8 protein-coding genes are annotated in these 18,604 nt (G+C 71.2%); 1 reads left to right on the top strand and 7 read right to left on the bottom strand.

Annotation, left to right across the window (positions count from 1 at the left end):
• Window positions 1-10: 10 nt before the first annotated feature.
• The 6 genes from L0965_RS07500 to L0965_RS07475 all read right to left on the bottom strand — a co-directional run bounded on the left by L0965_RS07500 (window position 11) and on the right by L0965_RS07475 (window position 15,040).
• Window positions 11-6,043: an Ig-like domain-containing protein gene (locus L0965_RS07500; RefSeq protein WP_231735209.1), complete on the bottom strand. Its 6,033-nt coding sequence runs from the start codon at window positions 6,041-6,043 to the stop codon at window positions 11-13.
• A 212-nt stretch (window positions 6,044-6,255) separates the two neighbouring features.
• Window positions 6,256-8,610: an excinuclease ABC subunit UvrA gene (locus L0965_RS07495; RefSeq protein WP_101307011.1), complete on the bottom strand. Its 2,355-nt coding sequence runs from the start codon at window positions 8,608-8,610 to the stop codon at window positions 6,256-6,258.
• A 62-nt stretch (window positions 8,611-8,672) separates the two neighbouring features.
• Window positions 8,673-9,251, bottom strand: coding sequence for a DNA-3-methyladenine glycosylase I (locus L0965_RS07490; protein ID WP_101307012.1), 579 nt, complete (start codon window positions 9,249-9,251; stop codon window positions 8,673-8,675).
• A 320-nt stretch (window positions 9,252-9,571) separates the two neighbouring features.
• On the bottom strand, window positions 9,572-11,677 hold the full coding sequence (locus L0965_RS07485; protein WP_101307014.1) for an acyl-CoA dehydrogenase: 2,106 nt from the start codon (window positions 11,675-11,677) through the stop codon (window positions 9,572-9,574).
• A 277-nt stretch (window positions 11,678-11,954) separates the two neighbouring features.
• Window positions 11,955-13,739: a glycoside hydrolase family 3 N-terminal domain-containing protein gene (locus L0965_RS07480; protein ID WP_101307015.1), complete on the bottom strand. Its 1,785-nt coding sequence runs from the start codon at window positions 13,737-13,739 to the stop codon at window positions 11,955-11,957.
• Window positions 13,736-15,040: an MFS transporter gene (locus L0965_RS07475; RefSeq protein WP_060961091.1), complete on the bottom strand. Its 1,305-nt coding sequence runs from the start codon at window positions 15,038-15,040 to the stop codon at window positions 13,736-13,738. The genes L0965_RS07480 and L0965_RS07475 overlap by 4 nt, the downstream gene beginning before the upstream one ends.
• 135 nt (window positions 15,041-15,175) lie before the next feature.
• Between L0965_RS07475 and L0965_RS07470 the strand changes: the two genes are divergently transcribed.
• Complete coding sequence (locus tag L0965_RS07470; protein ID WP_101307016.1) at window positions 15,176-16,483, top strand: TetR/AcrR family transcriptional regulator; 1,308 nt, start codon at window positions 15,176-15,178, stop codon at window positions 16,481-16,483.
• Between the two features lie 705 nt (window positions 16,484-17,188).
• Here L0965_RS07470 and L0965_RS07465 read toward each other — a convergent pair.
• On the bottom strand, window positions 17,189-18,544 hold the full coding sequence (locus L0965_RS07465; protein WP_101307017.1) for a CotH kinase family protein: 1,356 nt from the start codon (window positions 18,542-18,544) through the stop codon (window positions 17,189-17,191).
• Window positions 18,545-18,604 lie beyond the last annotated feature (60 nt).

Below are 18,604 nucleotides of genomic sequence, written 5' to 3'. Positions count from 1 at the left end.
TTCGTGGACGTCAGTTCCGTGGCCACCAGGACGTCTCCGTGTCGACGGAGCCACCCCAGCCGAGGATGTCGACCCACACGTCGTAGCCGTCGGCGCCGAGGAAGCACTCCAGCTGCTTCGAGCCGTTGGCGGGCAGGTCGAAGGGACCTTGCCACGTGTTGATCGGACCGTTGCCGCCGCTGCGGTAGCAGTTGATCTTGTAGCTGCCGGCCGGGAAGTTCTGGGTGTTGACGACGAACTTGTAGCAGCCGTTGACACACCCGTTGTTGACGAAGTCGCCGCGCGTGACCCACACCCGCGGTTTCGGCGGATCGGCGGTGCGCGCCGAGTCGGAGGCCGTCGTCGTCTGGCCCGCCGCGCTCGTGCGCACCTCGATGCTGTGCGTCTCGGCATAGCCGTAGCCCCGGGTCAGCGATCCGTTCGCGTCACGGCTGACGAGCCCGCCGTCGATGTACACCTCGGTCGAGATGTCGCGCCCGTTGCGGCCCGGCGACGACCAGGAGTAGGTGATGTTCGTGCCGGATGCCGACGCCCGCGCCGACGGGTTGCCGATCGGACCGTAGGGGGCGACGGCGTTGGACTCGTTCGACGCGCCGCTCGCGAAGGAGCTTCCGTCGACGGTCGACACGGCGCGCACGCGGATCTTGTAGGTGCCGTTGTTGGCCACCTGCGACCCGCTGATCGTGCCGGAGCCGTTGGTGCCGCCCGACGCCCAGGAGCCGCTCCACCCGCCGTTGTTGACCGAGTACTCGTAGCGGATCTCGTTCGCGGCCGCACCGTTGCCCGACCCGGCCGTCCACGTGACGCCGACCGCGTTGTTGCCCTCGCTCGCCGCGACACCGGTCGGCGCCGCCGGAGCCGTCACACCGCGACGCGGCGCCGACTGCGGGCTGCGCTCGCCCCAGCCCGCCTTGTTCTGCGCGCGCACGTCGAAGGTGTAGTCCGTCGTCGAGGTGTCGACGACGACGGCCTGACTGGTCTGGCTGCCCGAGACGGGGACGGTCTTCACGACCGATCCCCCCCGCAGCACGCGCAGCTCGTACGCCGAGATCGTGTCGCCGTTGTTGGCGGGGGCGCTCCAGTCGACACGGATCTGGGCCTGTGAGCCCACCGGGTCGAGCAGCGTCGTCGTGGGCGCGTTCGGCGCCGCCGGCGGCGCGGCCGGCACCATCGAGGCCGACCAGGCACTGAACTCGCTCGGCTCCGGCGCGCGGTTGTGCGCCCGGACGCGCACCTGGTACGACGAGCCGTTCTCGAGGCCGTCCCACACGATCGTGGTGCCGGTGACGCCGGTCTTCTGCACGATGCCCGACGGCGGCGCGGGCGAGATCTCGAGCGTGTACGACTCCACCGGAGAGCCCTCGGTGCGCGGCGCCACCCACGAGACGGTGAGGCTGCGGTCGCCGAACTTCAGCGTCGGCGGCGCGGGCGTGTCGGGGCGGACGTCGGGACGGGCGGTCTCCGACGGCATCGACGGGTCGGACGTGCCGACCTTGTTGCTCGCGGTGACCACGAAGTTGTACTCGACGTTGTTGGTGAGCCCGTCGAGGGTGCACGTCGTCGACGCGCACTGCTTCATGTAGTTGTTCGCCGTCGAGGTGACCGTGTACCCCGTGATCGGCGAGCCGTTGTCGGTCGGCGGCGTCCAGGAGAGCACGACGGTGCGACTCTGGATGCTCGACACGACGGGCCGGCCGGGAGCGTCCGGCTTGCCCTGCACCGTGATGCGGATGCGTCCCTCGACGGCGCGGTCGGGGTCCCCCGTGGCATCCATCACGCGGTAGCGCGCGACCACGACGCCCACGAAGGCCTTGTCGCTCGTGACCTCGACGCGGTCGCCGCGGACGGCGACCTGCGCCTGGCCGGTCTCGAGCGTGGCGCTCTCGACCTTCAGCGGGGTCTCCGGGAACGGGTTGACATCGTTGTCGAGGACGGCGACGGACTCGGTGGAGCCCTGGTTCGACTGGGCGATGACGTCGTCGTTGGCGCTGGCCAGCGGCCGTGTGGACGCCGTCACGGTGATCGAGATCGTCGCTTCCGCCGGCGGCGTCGTGCCGTCGTCCGCGGTGACGGTGAGATCGGCCCGCGTGCCCTTCTTCGTCGACGCGGATGCCGACACCTTGAGCTGGGTGCCGTCGACCGCGGCGGTGAGCCCGTCGGGGGTCGATCCCTTGATGCGGAACGTGAGCTTGCCCTGGTCGCCCGGATCGGGGTCGCTCGCCAGCGCCGCGAGGTCGAGCACCGTGGCGTCTTCTCCGGGCGAGACGTTCATCGACGCGCCGAGCATCGTGGGCGACTGGTTGTCGGGCGGGAGCACCGTGATCGGGATGGTCAGCGTCGCCTTGCGGCCGGTCGGATCGTCGGGGCCGTCGCCGTCGGTGACCTCGAAGGTTAGCGCATCGGAGCCGAAGTACCGGTCGGCCGACGTGTACACGAGGGTCTGCTGATCCTTGATCAGGTTCGCGCCGTTCGCGTGCACGGCCGTGACCTTGGCGGCCTCGGTGATGACGACGCCCTTGCCGCCGGCGGCGCGGACGTACTGCGAGAGAGGCAGCTCGATGGTCTCGCCGCTCTTCACCTCGACGGGCTTCGTCGAGATCAGGCTGGGCGGCAGCTCCGACAGCGCGGGCACCCGGATGAAGGCGGAGTCGGTGAGGCCGTCCGGGTCGGTCACGGTGTAGGTGATCAGCTGACGCTGGTCGCCGACCTCGACCCGCACGGAGCCGTCCGCGCCGACGCGGGCGGTCTCGCCGCCGACGCCGAGCGTGACGGTCAGGTCGGCCTTCGTGCCGTCGGGGTCGTCGTCGTTCTCGAGCACCGCGATCTCGGCGGTCGTGCCGTCCTTGACGTCCTCCGCCCGCACGCGATCGTCTCGCGCGATGGGTCGCTCCAGCGGCACCTCCGGGTCGACGGTGATCTGCACGCTCGTGCTCGCCCGCGCGCCGCGCGCGTCGGTGATCGCGTACTGCAGCGAGGTGTTCATCTGCTCTTCGGGAGCGGTGATCAGCAGGTACTTCCCGCTGATGCGCGCCTTCAGGCCGGCGACGTCGGGAAGCGTGATCGGGTCGTCCTCGGCGAAGCCGAACTCGTCGCCGTCGGGGTCGGAGTCGTTGGCCAGCACCGGCACGGCGACCTCTCGGCCGGGCCGGATCACGACGGCGTCGCGCACGGCGTAGGGCGCCTGGTTGACCGACGCCGCCGGGGCGATGCCCACCTGGATGGTCGCGGTCGCGTCCTTGCCCAGGCTGTCGCGCACGCGGTACGAGAAGGTGTCGACGCCGACCGCGTCGCCGAACGCCTCGTACGTGAACGAGTTGGCCCCCGTCTCGGCGATGCGCCCCTTCTTGGGCGCTTCTGCGATGCCGATCAGCTCGACGGAGTCGCCGTCCTGGTCGATCCCGTCCAGCGGCACCGGGATCGTCACCGTGGCCCCGCTCAACGTGCGCGCGGTGATGTCGTGCGGCTTCGGAGCGGAGTTCGCCTCGTCGTTGCGGGGCAGGATCTGGATCGTGACGTAGCCGGCGTCGCGCTGGCCCGACGAGTCGACCGCCTCGTACGTCACATAGACGGTCTTGGGCGTGTCCCCGGCACGGAAGCGCACCTTGTCCTCCGAGACGAACGCCGCGCCGTCGGCGGGGTCGACCAGCGGGGCGACGAGATCGGGGGCGACGTGGATGGTGTCGCCATTGGGGTGGTAGTCGTTCGCGAGCACCGGGATGGTGACGGTGTCGCCGACGCGCACGACGGCCTGGTCGTCGTTCGCGACCGGCGGGCGCAGCTTGGCGGGCGGCGGCACGGGGATCACGACGATCTCGCCGGTGGCCGACCGCGACCCGTTCGAGATCGTGTAGCCCACCCGCACCTGCTTGTTGAGCGAGCCGACGTCGCTGATGCGCACCGTCTCGTGGCCGAGGACGGCCGCCGCGACGCCGGAGCCCGGCTCGGACGTGACCGACTGCACCACGAGGATGCCGCCGCCCGGGTCGGTGTCGTTTGACAGCACGTTCACGAGCACGTCGCCGCCGACCGGCAGCAGCGCGATGTCGCGCACCGCGACGGGCGGGAGATCCTCGTTGGATGCCGGGAGCACATCGACGCGGACGAGGCCGGGAACGGAGTTCGGGCCCGCCGACACGAGGTATTGCGGGTAGTAGGTCCCCGGGCTGGCCGCGGTGAACGTGAAGGTCTTGTTCGCGAAGTCCGGAACGATCGTCGCCCCCGGCACCTCGTCGACGCGGGTGAGGCGCAGCGGCTCGCTGCCGGAGCTGGTGTCGTTCGTGAGGGGGGAGACGGTGACGGTGCGGCCCGCGCGGGTGACGACGTGATCGGAGTTCGTCACCGGCAGCGTGGTGCCGAGCGGCCGGATGTCGTAGCGGGAGATGCCCGGACCGTCGGCGGAGCCGTCCGAGACCAGGATCGGCACGTCCTTCCGACCCTGGGTGCCGCCGATCGCGCGGTACGTGATCTGGCCGTCGGGGGTGAAGTCCGCCTCGTCGCCGCCGTCGGCCGCGACGTCCTTGAGGAAGATGTCGTCCCCGTCCGGGTCGATCCAATCCGAGAGCACGTTGTACGACGCGGTGCCTCCCGACTCGACCGTGATGGGCGTGGTGCGCTTCTGCACGGGGGCGGAGTTGACGTCGAAGGGGTGCACCGTCACCGTGACGGTCGCCGATGCCTCGCCTCCGCGCCCGTCGTCGACCGTGTAGCGGAAGCTCGTCGATCCGGTGGCGTCCTCCGGCGTCGTGAACTGCAGGGCCGCGCCGTTGTTGATCGGCTCGACGCTGCCGAAGCCGGGCGTCGACGACGCGGCGGCCACGAGCACGTCGCCGTCGGCGTCGGTGTCGTTGTCGAGCACGGGCAGCACGGTCGTGCGGCCCGGCCGCACGCCGTACTCGTCGTCCTGCGCCACCGGGGGCGTGTTCTGGTCGGTGCGCTCCGGGAGGGTGGTCTGCACCGTCTCCTCGGTGGTCTCCTCCTCATCGTCGCCCTCACCCTCGGGCGGCGTGATGTCCTGCCAGTTGTCGACGCGCTGCATCGAGTCCGACGCCATCCACGCCGCCCCGCCGAACACGTCGTTGAGGACGACGACATCGCGGTTGACGCGGAAGCGGAGCACGCTCGTGGGCTCGATGCCCGGCACGTCCTGGACGACGTCGTCGGCCTCGCCGGGGCAGTCGCGGACGAAGCGTCCGCTGCCCGACCAGGCGCCGTACGCGCACCCCGCGACGTAGACGGGCTCGGCGGGTGCGCCCTCGGCGCTCCCGGCATCCACGGTCTCCGGGTCACCGCCGCCGATCGGGACCCGCACGAGAGCCGTCGGCGTCGCGAGGGTCACGGCGCTCGCGGTTCCCGACGGCTGCTGGAGGACGGCGCCGCGGGGCACCTGCACGCGGGAGCCGTCGCCGCCGTAGAGGGTGTCGGTGTCGTGATCGAGCACGTACGGCGTGGTGCCGACGACGGTCAGCGACAGCGTGTGGTCGGCGGAGACGCCGTCCAGGTCGCGCGACGACTTCTGCACGGTGGTGCTGTCGTCGCCCGGGCCGTAGGAGCGCAGCACCGCGTCGGCGGCCGACGCCGCGTACACGGTCCCGTCGACGCCGACGGCGACCTTCGCGTTCTTGCCCTCGTCCGCCACCGGTTCGGTGCCCTCGGCCCCGATCCCGCTGATGGCCGTGAAGGGGCTGGTCCAGAGCGCACCGGTCGGCTCGAGCACCGCGACCGTGTCGGCACCCATCGCGACGGCGGCGCCCGGCTTCAGCTCGGCGGAGTCGGACAGGATCACCCGTGCCGGATCGATCGCGGCCATCGAGGATGCCGTCGAGTCGACGACCAGCACCCGGGTGCCGCTCTGCAGCAGGTCGTAGTCGGCGGTGCCGTTGCGCAGGCCGCCGTCGAGGACGCGCGAGGAGTGGTTGAAGTGGCCGATGAGCAGGCTCGACTGCTTGGTGACCCACACACCGCCGTCGTTGAGGTCGACCTCCGTGGTCGGCTTTCCCTCGTACGAGACGGCGAAGAAGCCCACCACCAGGGCGGCCGCCGTCACGGCAGCGGTCGAAATCAGCGTGCGCGGACGCGCGCGAAGCCACGCAAAGGACTTCATTGTGGGCTCGGCTCCCCTCCGGGCTCGTTGTTTGCGTGGCGTCGGGACCTGTTGCTGAAGCAGGCGCACACGTCGTGCAGACCCGGATAGCCTACGTCACAGAATTCACGGCGGTGCACCCTTGCGCATGGGGAGAACTACCCACTATCGGCTCGTCATCCTCCGACGTACGTCGCGAGATGACGGGCCGTCAGCGTCTCGCGCTGCGCGACGAGCGCGGCCGGCGTCCCCTCGAAGACCACCCGTCCCCCGTCGCGGCCCGCCCCGGGGCCGACGTCGATGATCCAGTCGGCGTGCGCCATGACGGCCTGGTGATGCTCGATCGCGATCACCGAGTTTCCGGCATCCACCAGCCGGTCGAGCAGCGCCAGCAGGTTGTCCACGTCGGCCAGATGCAGCCCGGTCGTGGGCTCGTCGAGCACGTAGACCGCGCCCGGCTTCGCCATGGCGATCGCGAGCTTGAGGCGTTGGCGTTCCCCGCCGGAGAGCGACGCGAGCGACTGGCCGAGGGTGATGTAGCCCAGGCCCACGTCGATCATGCGGACGAGCACCGCGTGCGCCGGCCCCTTCCCCACGAACGGGGCCGCCTCGTCGACCGGCATGGCGAGCACCTCGGCGATGGTGCGCCCCTGCCAGCGGTACTCCAGCACCGTGTCGCTGAAGCCGCTGCCCTCGCACAGCTCGCACCGCGTCTCGACGCTCTGGGTGAAACCGAGGTTCGTGATGATGACCCCGAGCCCCCGGCACGCGGGGCACGCCCCTTCCGAGTTCGCGCTGAACAGTCCGGGCTTCACGCCGTTGGCCTTCGCGAACGCGGCGCGGATCGCGTCGAGCACGCCGGTGTAGGTCGCCGGGCTCGACCGGCGGGAGCCCTTGATGGGCGTCTGGTCCACGACGACCACGCCCTCGAAGGCGGGCAGACTCCCGTGGATCAGGGAGGATTTGCCCGAACCCGCGACGCCGGTGACGACGGTGAGGATGCCGAGGGGCACGTCGACGTCGACGCCCTGGAGGTTGTGCAGGCGCGCACCGCGGATCGGCAGCGCGCCCCGGGCGCCGCGCGTCTCGGGCTTCAGCCGGGCCCGATGGTCGATGTGCCGGCCGGTGACGGTGTCGGACGCGCGCAGTCCGGCGACGTCGCCTTCGTACGTGATGCGCCCGCCGGCCCGCCCCGCGCCGGGTCCGAGGTCGACGACGTGGTCGGCGATCGCGATGACCTCCGGCTTGTGCTCGACGACCAGCACGGTGTTGCCCTTGTCGCGCAGTAGGAGCAGGAGGTCGTTCATGCGCTGGATGTCGTGCGGGTGCAGACCCGTCGTGGGCTCGTCGAACACGTACGTGACGTCGGTGAGGCTCGAGCCCAGATGGCGGATCATCTTGGTGCGCTGGGCCTCGCCGCCGGAGAGCGTGCCGCTGGCGCGATCGAGGGACAGGTAGCCCAGCCCGATCGCCACGAACGAGTCCAGCGTCTGGCGCAGCCCCGTCACCAGCGGCGCGACCGACGGGTCGTCGATCGTCGCCACCCAGGCCGCGAGCTCGGTGATCTGCATCGCCGCGGCATCCGCGATGCTGACGTCCGCGATCTTCGACGAGCGCGCCGCGTCGTTGAGTCGCGTCCCATTGCATGCCGCGCACGGCATGAACTTCACCGCGCGGTCGACGAAGGCCCGGACGTGGGGCTGCAGGCCCTCCCGGTCCTTCTGCAGCATCGACTTCGTGATGCGCGGGACGAGTCCCTCGTAGGTCATGTTGATGCCCGCGATCTTCACCTTCGTCTGCTCCCGGTGCAGCAGCACGTGCAGCTCGTCGTCGGTGAAGTCCGCGATGGGTTTGTCGGGGTCGAAGAACCCGGACTCGCTGTAGCCCTTCACCATCCAGCCGTCGGGCGTGTAGCCCGGAACCCGGATGGCGCCCGCGCGCAGCGACAGCGAGCGGTCCAGCAGCTCGTCGATGTCGATGTCGCTCACCTGCCCCAGCCCCTCGCACGCGGGGCACATGCCGCCGGTGACCTCGAACGAGCGGCGCTCGGTCTTGCCGTCGTCGGCGCCGACGGCGATCGTGATTGCCCCCGACCCCGAGACCGACGGCACGTTGAACGAGAAGGCCTGCGGCGAGCCGACGTGCGGCCGGCCGATGCGACTGAAAAGCACCCGCAGCATGGCGTGGACGTCGGTCGCCGTGCCGACGGTGGAGCGCGCGTTGGCGCCCATCCGCTCCTGATCGACCACGATGGCCGGGCTCACGTTCTCGAGCGCGTCGACGTCGGGGCGACTCAGCTGTCCCATGAACTGCTGCACGAACGTGGGATACGTCTCGTTGATCAGCCGCTGCGATTCCGCCGCGATCGTTCCGAACACGAGGCTGGACTTGCCGGAGCCGCTGACGCCGGTGAAGACCGTCAACCTCCGCTTCGGGATCTCGACGTCGATGCCCTGGAGGTTGTTCTCACGCGCCCCGACGACGCGGATACGTCCGTGCGAGTCGGCGACGTGCTCGGATGCGGGTGCCATGGCGTCAGTCTGCCGCGTGGGTGCGACACGGCGCACCCCTCCCGGCGATCGCCTCCCGTCGATCAGGGTGCGCGGTGGCACCCGTGAAGGTGGTCGTCGACCATCCCCGCCGACTGCATCAGCGCGTACATCGTGGTGGAGCCGACGAAACGGAACCCCGCCGTGCGCAGCGCGGCGGACAGCGCATCGGATGCCGGGGTCACCGCCGGCACGTCCGCGAAGACGCGCGGCCGCTCCGCCTCGGCCCTCGCGTCGGGCGCGAACGACCACATCAGCGCGTCGAGCTCACCGGGACGCATGTCGCGGACGAGCCGCGCGTTGCCGATCGTCGCGAGGATCTTCGCGCGGTTGCGGACGATCCCGGCATCCGCCATCAGCCTGTCGACGTCACCGTCGTCGAATCCCGCGACGACCTCGGGGGCGAAGCCGGCGAACGCCTCGCGGAAACCGGGACGCTTGCGGAGGATCGTGATCCACGACAGTCCCGCCTGGAAGCCCTCGAGGCTCAGCTTCTCGAAGAGCGCGCGGTCGCCGTGCAGCGGGCGGCCCCACTCCTCGTCGTGGTAGCGACGGTACTCCGGGTCGTCACCGACCCAGCCGCACCGCGAGACGCCGTCGGGGCCCACCCGCAGATCACTCACTCCGTCAGGCTAGCCGCGGGCGCCGACACCGCGCGGCCGCGTCGCGCCGTCGGGAGCCCCGGCATGACCGGGGTGGCGGGGACGGGCGCCGAGGTCCGGGTCCCGAACTCCTCCAACTCGCTGCGGTCGCGGGGCAGGGACGCCCGGACGCGGCCCGCACCCCCGCGCGTGGAGGAGTCCGGCACGCGCGCGGGGTCGGCCGGCCCGCCACTCACCCAACCACCACCGAGCCGCTACGCCGTGACCGAGCCGTCACACGATGGCCCGGCCGCGCCGTAGCGGCTCGCGCGAATCGTGTCGGCTCGCGGGGCGTGGCGGCGCTACTTCTTCTTCAGGGTCTTCTCTGAGACGGGGGCGGCCCCCGAGGCGGCGAGGTCGGCGTAGTAGGTGCGGGCCTCCTCCTGCCGCTCCCGCTCGGCTCCCGAGGCGATCGGCGCACGCACGTGCTCGGGCTCGAACCCGAACGCGTCGACGAGGTCCTGCGCGTGCGGGCGCAGGCGCAGGAGCAGCCGGTCGATGTACTTCGACACGGAGGCCGCGCGCTGCGCCGACAGGCGCCCGTTGATCAGGTACCAGGCGAGGTGCTTCTCGATCAGGTGCAGGCCGAACAGGTCGCGCAGCCACGTGAGCACCTGAGCCGTGCCGGCATCCGAGACGCCGGCGATGCCGTCGCTGAACGCCTCCCACTGCAGCAGCTCGCCGTGGGCGCGCGCAGCCTCGATGAGCTCGGCCTGGTTGGCGTTGAAGATCGCCGCCGCCTCGGCCGGCGAGGCCTTGGATGCCGGGCGCAGCCGACCCGCGATGTCTTCGATCATCTGCTGTACGCGTCCGGCCAGCAGCTCGTGCTGCTGCTCGGCCCGCAGGCCGAGCTCCACGGACCGCGCCGTCGAGCCGAGGTCCGTCACCGCCTGGCCGAGCTGGCGCAGCCCCGCGCCGTGGAACACCTTGCCTGCCGTCTGCCTGGCGGCGAAGGAGGCGAGCTTGGCGGCATCCGCGCCCCGGAACTGCTTCGCGAAGTCGCTGAGCAGCCGCTTGCCGACGAGCTGGAGGAGCACGTTGTTGTCGCCCTCGAAGGTGACGTAGACGTCGAGGTCGTGGTGCAGCCCCACCAGACGGTTGTCGGCCATGAAGCCCGATCCGCCGCACGCCTCGCGGCACTCCTGGATCGTGTCGAGCGCGTTCCACGTCGACAGCGGCTTGAGGGCCGCCGCGAGGGTCTCCAGGTTCTCGCGCTCCTCGGGGGTGTCGGTGCGGCCGCTGAAGACGCCGTCGAAGGTGCGCAGCAGCTCGTCGTTGGAGAAGAACTGCGCGTACACCTGCGCCAACCGCGGCAGCAGACGCCGCTGGTGCTTGCCGTAGTCGAGCAGCACGACCTCGTCGCTGCCGGAGCCCGAGTCGAACTGGCGGCGCTGGCCCGCGTAGGTGATCGCGATGTTCAGGGCGAGGGCCGTCGCCGTGGTCGCGGCGCCGTCGAGCGAGACGCGCCCCTGCACCAGCGCGCCGAGCATCGTGAAGAAGCGGCGGCCGGGGCTCGGGATCTCCGAGGTGTAGGTGCCGTCGGCGGCGACGTCGCCGTAGCGGTTGAGGAGGTTGAAGCGCGGGACGCGCACGTGGTCGAAGGCGAGCCGGCCGTTGTCGATGCCGTTGAGGCCGCCCTTCACGCCGTCGTCCTCGCTCTGCACGCCCGGGAGCATCTCGCCGTTCTCGTCGCGGATGGGGACGAAGAAGCAGTGCACGCCGTAGTTGACCCCGGCGGTGATGAGCTGGGCGAACACCGTGGCGGCGCGCCCGTGCAGCGCGGCGTTGCCGAGGTAGTCCTTCCATGCGCCGCGGAACGGCGTGTGGATGACGAACTCCTCGGTCTCGGGGTCGTAGGTGGCGGTCGTGCCGATGGCCGCGACATCGGAGCCGTGGCCGATCTCGGTCATGGCGAAGGCGCCGGGGAGCTCGAGGTCGATGACGTCGCGCAGCCACGCGTCGTGGTGCTTCTCGGTGCCGAGCTGGTAGATGGCGGAGCCGAACAGACCCCACTGCACGCCCGACTTGATCTGCAGCGACGGGTCGGCGAGGACGAGCTCCATGAAGCCGGCGAGGTTGGCGCCGTTGTCCTCGAGGCCGCCGTACTTCTTCGGGAACGCGCGGCGCGATCCGTTGTTCTCGACGAGCACGCGCAGCTGCCCGAGGACGCGCTCGCGGTGGTCGGCCACCGACAGCCCCTCGATCTTCCACATCGCGGGGTCCTTGATCATCTCGCGGGCCTCGCGCCGCGTGTCGGCCCAGGTGCCGAGCAGCAGGTCGGTGACGGTGTCGACGTGGATGCGGGCCTCGTGCGCCTCGGCCGCGGTGTGCGCGGCGGTGGGGGCTCCCCCCGCGGGAGTGCGCGTGTTCGTGGCGGGCTTCTTCGGACGGACGGCGGCGTCGGTCATCGGCGTACCTTTCGACAGCGGACAGCAGAACTCAGTCTCGACGGTAGGAGGGCTACAACACCGCCGCAAACCCGTTGCGGGCTCTCCACAACGCTCGCGACCGTCGCGGCATCCGGACCTGTATGGAACCCACACCCACGCTTCGTGAGACTGAGTCTCACGGCATGCGGGGCGCGGGCCGCCGCGGAATCGGAGCACCAAAACAGAATCGGATGCCGCGCGCCGCGGCATCCGATTCTGTCGCCCTCCCCCGATCAGGCGAGACGACCCCGCGCGGTCAGAGATCGACGCCGTGGCCGAAGCGGAACAGCGGGTCGACCGTGTCGAACGGGACGTCGGGACGCGAGGCCTCCACCGCGGCCATCGACCGCGGCAGGTCGAAGGGGAGCCGTCCGCGGGCGACGGCCCGACCCGAGAGCACGTCGAGCAGCGCGGCGGAGCTCGCACCCCAGTTGCCCGTCACCGTCACGCCCAGCTCGACCAGCGGCGTGAGGATCGCGGGACGGTCGAGGAACACGTCGACGACGGTCGGCACCGCGGCCGCGACCTCGGCGACGTGGGCGACGACCTCGTCCGGGAAGTCGAGCGACCCGGCGTGGAAGAAGTTCTCGAACATCGAGCCGCGCTGCTCGTACGGCGCCTGCAGGCGCAGCACGGCGACGTCGGCCTCGCCCGGTGTCGCGACGACCTGCCCGTACTGCGCGGCGAGGTCGGCGTCGATCCCCTCGACGTAGAGCTTCGGCTCGGGCCCGAACGGCACCGCGTCGGTCGCGGCGAGCACCGTGATCGCCGCGCGCTGGGCGGCCTCGCCCGCCGCCCGGAAGTCCGGGGAGCCCACGATGCGATCCGCGGCGTCGACATCGACGTAGGGGTCGTCGAACAGGCCGAGCAGGAACTTCTCCCGCAGCAGGCGCCGGGCCGAGACGTCGAGACGGTCCTCGGCGACGACCCCGTCGGCCACCAGCTGCAGCAGGATCTCGGTGCAGCGCTCCCCGCCGAACTGGTCGGCGCCCGCATCGAGCGTCTTCGCCATGCGCTCCGCCGGGGTCAGGTGCTCGACGCCCCAGGCGCGGGCCGGGAACGGCGTTCCCATGATCTCGCTGTCGGTGAGCAGACCCCAGTCCGTGCAGACGATGCCGTCGAACCCGAACCGCTCCCGCAGCAGACCCGTGAGCACGCTCTTGTTGAACCCGAAGCCGACCTCCTCGTACTGCGTGCCGACCGGCATCCCGTAGTAGGGCATGACCTGGCGCACGCCGGCCGCGAACGCCGCCTCGAACGGCTTCAGGTGCAGCTCGAACGCGTCGCCGGGGTACACCTGCTCGCGGCCGTAGGCGAAGTGCGGATCCTCCCCGTCCTTCTGCGGCCCGCCGCCCGGGAAGTGCTTGACCATCGCGGACACCGACCCCGCCCCGACGCTGTCGCCCTGGAATCCGCGGATGTACGCGGCGCCCAGCCGCGCCGACAGCTCGGCATCCTCTCCGAAGGTCTGCAGCTGACGCGCCCAGCGCGGCTCGGTCGCGAGGTCGACCTGCGGATGCAGGGCGACGCGGATGCCGACGGCGGTGTACTCCTGCCGCGCGATGTCGCCGAAGGTGCGCACGAGCTCCTCGTCGCGCGTCGCCGCGAGGCCGAGCGCGTCGGGCCACTGCGAGAACGGGCCCGAGAGCATCGCGGTGCCGGGGTTCTCGGTGAAGGAGTGGCGCGGGTCGGTCGAGATCGTCACGGGGATGCCGAGACGCGTCGAGGCCGCGAGCTCCTGCAGGCGGTTGTGCCACTGCGCGATCTCGCGCGCGGTCGGGGCGACGCCGAGCAGGTTGAAGTGGGTCATGTGCCGCTCACGCACGTACTCGTCGGTCGAGGGGAGCCCGAAGGCGGGGTCGCCGTCGGAGAGCGCGCCGTCGGGGCCCATCGCGATCATCGTCTGGAAGAACAGGCCCACCTTCTCCTCGACGGTCATCTCCCCCAGCAGCAGCTCGACGCGCTCGTCGATCGGACGATCGGCGTCGAGCCAGGGCCGCTCGATCGCGGTGGGCGGGGTCGTCGTGGTGTCGGTGGTCATTTCACTCCCTTGATGCGGTAGACGAGGACGGCGCCGGCGAGGGCCACGAGGGCGCCGAAGAGGTAGTACGTCGTGTAGCCCCCGAGCGGCGTCGCGGCGCCGAGCGCGATGATCGACGGCGCGATGGCGGGGGCGATCGACTGCGGCAGCGCGTTGGCGATGTTGAGCACGCCCAGGTCTTTCGCGACGTCGTCGGGGTTCGGCAGCACCTGGGTCGCGAGGGCGAGATCGACGGAGAAGAACGACCCGGCGCCGAACCCGATGATCGCCTGCGCGACGATGAGCACGGGGATGCTGGGTGCGAAGGCCAGCAGCACGAGGCCGACGACCATGATCAGACCGGCGATCGCGACGAAGGGACGCCGCTTGCCGATGCGGTCGGACAGGATGCCGCCGAGCGGGCTCGACACCATCATGGCCGCCATCGACGCGAGGTTCGCCACCAGGATCGTCGCGATGGCTCCCTGCTCATCGAGGCCGAACTTCTCCACGAGGTAGAACGGGAGGAAGGTCGCGATGCCGGCGTAGCCGAACATCACCAGGAACTTGGTGAGCCAGGTCCAGCCGAAGTCGGGGTGGGCGGCGGGGTTGAACACGAACGAGCCGAAGAACTTGCCGATCGTGAAGCGGTCGACGGGCTTCTCCGTGCGGACGCGGTCCTTGAGCATGACGACGAAGACGACGGCGAGCACCGTCGAGATCAATGCCGGCACGAGGAAGCGGAGGAAGTCCTCGGCGATGAAGTTCATCAGGAAGCTGCCGCCGAGGATGCCGAGGGGCGTCGTGATGCCCACGAGCCCCGAGACGGCGCCGCGACGGGCCACCGGCACCTGGTCGGGCAGCGTCGCGTTGGCCGCCGCGAGGAGTGCGTTCATCGCCGCCTGCGCGAGGCACCATCCCACCAGCACGACCCACACCGAGGTGGCGGCGCCGATCAACGCGAAGGCGCCGAGACCGACGATCGCCCCGCCGAGGATCCACGGCCGCCGCATGCCCCAGCGCGACGTCGTCCGATCGGAGAGGCGTCCGGCGAGGGGGTTCGCGACGAGGGCGAACAGCGCACCGACGCCCAGGACCAGCCCGAGGTTGCCGGTCGCGGCGGCGGCATCCGTCGAGATGTGCTGGATCTTGAACGCCATCGACACCATGACCGGCGTGAGCAGCGCCAGATAGACGCCGAAGTTCACGGCGGCGAGGCTCGCGGTGTAGCCCCGCGGCGTCTTCGACGGGGTGGTGCCCGGCGTCCGGATGCCGGTCGTTCCGACGGCCGCGGCGGTCGCAGCCGGTGACAGCTCTGTCATGGAGAGTCCTTTCACAGCGATGTGAGGCTGAGACGCGAGGTCTCGAGGGACACGGTACACGAAACCCGACCGATTGGTAACTGAATCCTTCGGGAGGGCAGGGGCCGCAGTAGGGTGGTCTCTCGGGAGGCGAGCATGACGACGAGCACGCCGCAGCGCACACGCAACGCCGCCGCCACCCGCGACCGCATCGTGGAGGCGGCCCGAGACGTGTTCGTCTCGCGCGGCTACCGCGCGGCATCACTGCGCGACGTCGCCGCCGCCGCCGGAATCACGCACCCCGGCCTGCTCAAGCACTTCGCCTCGAAGGATCTGCTCCTGACGGCGGTGATCGCCTCCTTCGACCGCGCCACCGAGGAGGCGCTGCTCGACGGCGACGCCGTCCCCGCGCCGGGCACGCTGATGTTCGCCGCCATCGCGGCGCGCAACGAGGGCCTCGAGGGCTACCTGCCGCTGTACGCCGCACTGGTCGGCGAGAGCTCGACGCGGGACCACCCCGCCCACGCCTACATGCGCGAGCGCTACGCGCGGCTGCGCGAGTTCTCGGTCGTCGCCCTGCGCGACGCGGCCGCCGCCGGCACCGTGGATCCAGGCCGCGACTTCGAGGGCGAGGCCGTGCGCGTCGCGGCCGTCTGGGACGGCCTGCAGCTGCTGGAGCTCTACCTCCCCGACCGCGTCGACCTCGTCCCGTTGCTCACGGAGGTGCAGCACGCGCTCGCGACGCCCCCCGGATGGCACGGGGATGCCGCGGCCACGACCGTGGGCCGGGGGTCTGGGGGTTCCGGTTCCGGGGGTCCTGGTTCCGCCGTGTCCGTCTCGTGGCAGCCGCTCGACTCGGCATCCGCCGACGAGACCGGCACCGACGGCTATCGGGTCGGCCGCGAGCGCCGGGCCCGTATCCTCCGCGACGCGACGGCCCTCTTCGCCCGCGACGGCTACGCCGCCACGAGCCTCCGCGAGATCGCGGAACGTGTCGGCGTGTCCAAATCGGCCCTGCTGCACCACTACTCCTCCAAGGACGCGCTGCTCGGCGCCGTCCTCGCCGAGCGCGACCGGGCCGTCTCGGTCGAGCCCCTGGAAGGACTCACCCGCGCCGCCGACATCCTGCGCGACATCCCCCGCGGTGCCGCCGCCAACGCGGCCACCGCACCCGGACTGATCGAGGTCTACGCGGTGCTCTCGTGCGAGGCCCTGCCCGACGACCACCCGGCTCACGACTACTTCGAGCGCCGTTTCACGCTCGCGATCGACCGCCTCGCCGCGATGCTGAGCGCCGCGCGCGACGACGGCGACCTGCCGGCGCACCGCGACCCCGAGCGCGAGGCGATCCGCCTCGTCGCGCTGTGGGACGGCCTGCAGTACCAGTGGTTGTACGACCGGGAGAGCGTCGACGTGGCCGCGCACCTCGCTGCCCACCTCGACGACATCCTGCCCCGACGCTGACCGCCCGGGCCGGGGCCGCTGCCGCGCCGCAGCGGATTCGGAGGAGCGCAGCAGATTCGGACCACATGCGCTCCCGCATCCGATTCCGGCGCGCACGTCCGACTCCGCGGCGGCGGGGCGGGCGGTAGGGCTCAGGCCGCGCGGGCAGACGGCCGAAGCGGGCAGGCACACCGGATGCCGCGTCGAGTGCTGGATGCCGCGCAGCGGATGCGGAGACCGCAAGCGGATTCGGACCAGGGCGGCCCCCGCATCCGATTCTGGCGCGCGCCTCCGATTCCGCGGCGGCGGGGCGCGAAGGCGACGGAGCAAGCGGTCGCGGGGCGGGTGGGACACAGACCGGATGGCGCGTTGCGCACACCGGATGCCGCGTCGAGTGCTGGATGCCGCGCAACGGATGCGGAGAACGCAAGCGGATTCGGACCCGGGGAGCCCCAGCATCCGATTCTGGTGCGCGCCACCGATTCCGCGGCGGCGGGAAGGCGGGGGAGCAAGCGGTCGCGGGGCGGGTGGGACACAGACCGGATGCCGCGTCGCGCAGACCGGAAGCCGCGTCAAGTGCTGGATGCCGCGCAGCGGATGCGGAGAACTCAAGCGGATTCGGACCAGGGCAGCCCCAGCATCCGATTCTGGCGCGCGCCAGCGATTCCGGGACGACGGGCCCGGGCAACGCCGGGCCCGGGCCCAGCCCGGCCCCCCGCCCGGAGGTCAGGCGCCGGCGGCGGAGAGGATGGCCGCGGCATCCGACTGGACGGTCGACGCGTCGACGAGATCGCCGGCCTGAGCGGTCAGCAGCGCCGTCCACGCGTCGACCGAGGCGGACAGCGTGCCGTTCGCGATCAGCGTCTGCTGCAACTGCGTCTTCTTCTCGGCGATGAGCTGGGCCCACGTGCTGTTCGCCTCGAACGCCGTGACGAGCGGGTTGTCGGAGGCTCCTCCGCGCGCGCCGCCCCCGCCGGCCGCCCCGCCGTCGGCCTGCCCGCCCGGAGCCCGCCCGCCTCCCGGCGCGGCACCGCCGGCACCCGCGGCACCGCCGGCCCCGCCGGCCTGACCGCCCCCACCGACGTTCTGCACCCCGAAGGCGAGGTTGTGGTCCCACGCCACCACGGTGAACCGTTGGGTGCTCGAATCCCAGAACAGGTACGCGTTGTTGCCGGGCCCCGAGATGTCGTCGAAGTTGTCGATGGCCTCCTCGAGGGCCAGGTAGGTCGCGAACGAGTCGACGTCGAGCAGCGTGGGGAGCTTCTCGGCGATCTCGTCGGCCGTGCCGTTGTTGACCAGATCGAGCAGGGTGACGAGCGGCGCGTAGTCCTCCGCACCGGCCTCGATGTCGAACGAAGCACTGTAGTCGCCGTCGGCGCCCGCCCAGTCCCAGTTCCCGTCGGCATTGGCCTTGTAGAGCACCGAATCGGCACCGGCGTCGGGGAAGTTCTCGTCGACCCACGAGTCGTTCAGCGCCTGGACGCTCAGCCGCAGGACCTCCGTGCCGCCGTTGACCGAGAACCTCGTCGCGGCGGACTTCTCGGAGGCGAGACCCGCGGCGGACAGCGCGTCGAGCGCGACGGCCTCGTTCATCGACGTCGACGAGGAGTTGGCGCGGATCGTGAAGTCGGTGACGCCCGACGCGTTCTGGCCGTCGACGTACTTGTCCAGGCGGATGCGCCACGGCAGCGTCGACGCGTCGCTGTCGCTCGTGATCCCCTTCAGGGTCGAGTTGCCCTTCAGCTTGATGCCGACGTTCTCGTAGGCGACGCCGTCGATCGTGACCGTCGCCGTGAGCCACTCCTTGTCACCCGCGGACAGGTAGGTCGCGAGCATGTCGGAGAGCGCATCGGCATCCACCTGGACCGACACCGTGTGGACGGTCGACGTGTCCCAGAGCGACCCCGAAGCGTCCGCGACGACCGTCTCGGAGCTCACCCCGGTCGACGTCGGCATCGACGACACCGTGTCGAGGGCGGCGAGCGAGCCGCAGCCCGCGAGGCCGAGCGTGAGCACCACGGCGGTGACGGGCAGCAGCACACGACGTGACGGGTGGACGCGCGAGCGGGATCGATCGGTCATGCAGACCACCCGAACATCCGCGCCTATGGTTCACGCCTCCCCGGGCTGTGGAGCGCGGGG

It is taken from the genome of Microbacterium sp. NFH-22A-Y (assembly GCF_021401375.1).
In the GTDB taxonomy this organism is placed as follows: Bacteria; Actinomycetota; Actinomycetes; order Actinomycetales; family Microbacteriaceae; genus Microbacterium; species Microbacterium hominis.
Note: the sequence above shows the minus strand (reverse complement) of the source record. Positions and strands in the feature narration are given on the sequence as shown.

Excerpts from the sequence above, each read along its gene's own strand:
- L0965_RS07475 (WP_060961091.1), bottom strand. The coding sequence starts at position 15,040 with ATGACAGAGCTGTCACCGGCTGCGACCGCCGCGGCCGTCGGAACGACC.
- L0965_RS07470 (WP_101307016.1), top strand. The coding sequence starts at position 15,176 with ATGACGACGAGCACGCCGCAGCGCACACGCAACGCCGCCGCCACCCGC.
- L0965_RS07485 (WP_101307014.1), bottom strand. The coding sequence starts at position 11,677 with ATGACCGACGCCGCCGTCCGTCCGAAGAAGCCCGCCACGAACACGCGC.
- L0965_RS07465 (WP_101307017.1), bottom strand. The coding sequence starts at position 18,544 with ATGACCGATCGATCCCGCTCGCGCGTCCACCCGTCACGTCGTGTGCTG.
- L0965_RS07480 (WP_101307015.1), bottom strand. The coding sequence starts at position 13,739 with ATGACCACCGACACCACGACGACCCCGCCCACCGCGATCGAGCGGCCC.
- L0965_RS07495 (WP_101307011.1), bottom strand. The coding sequence starts at position 8,610 with ATGGCACCCGCATCCGAGCACGTCGCCGACTCGCACGGACGTATCCGC.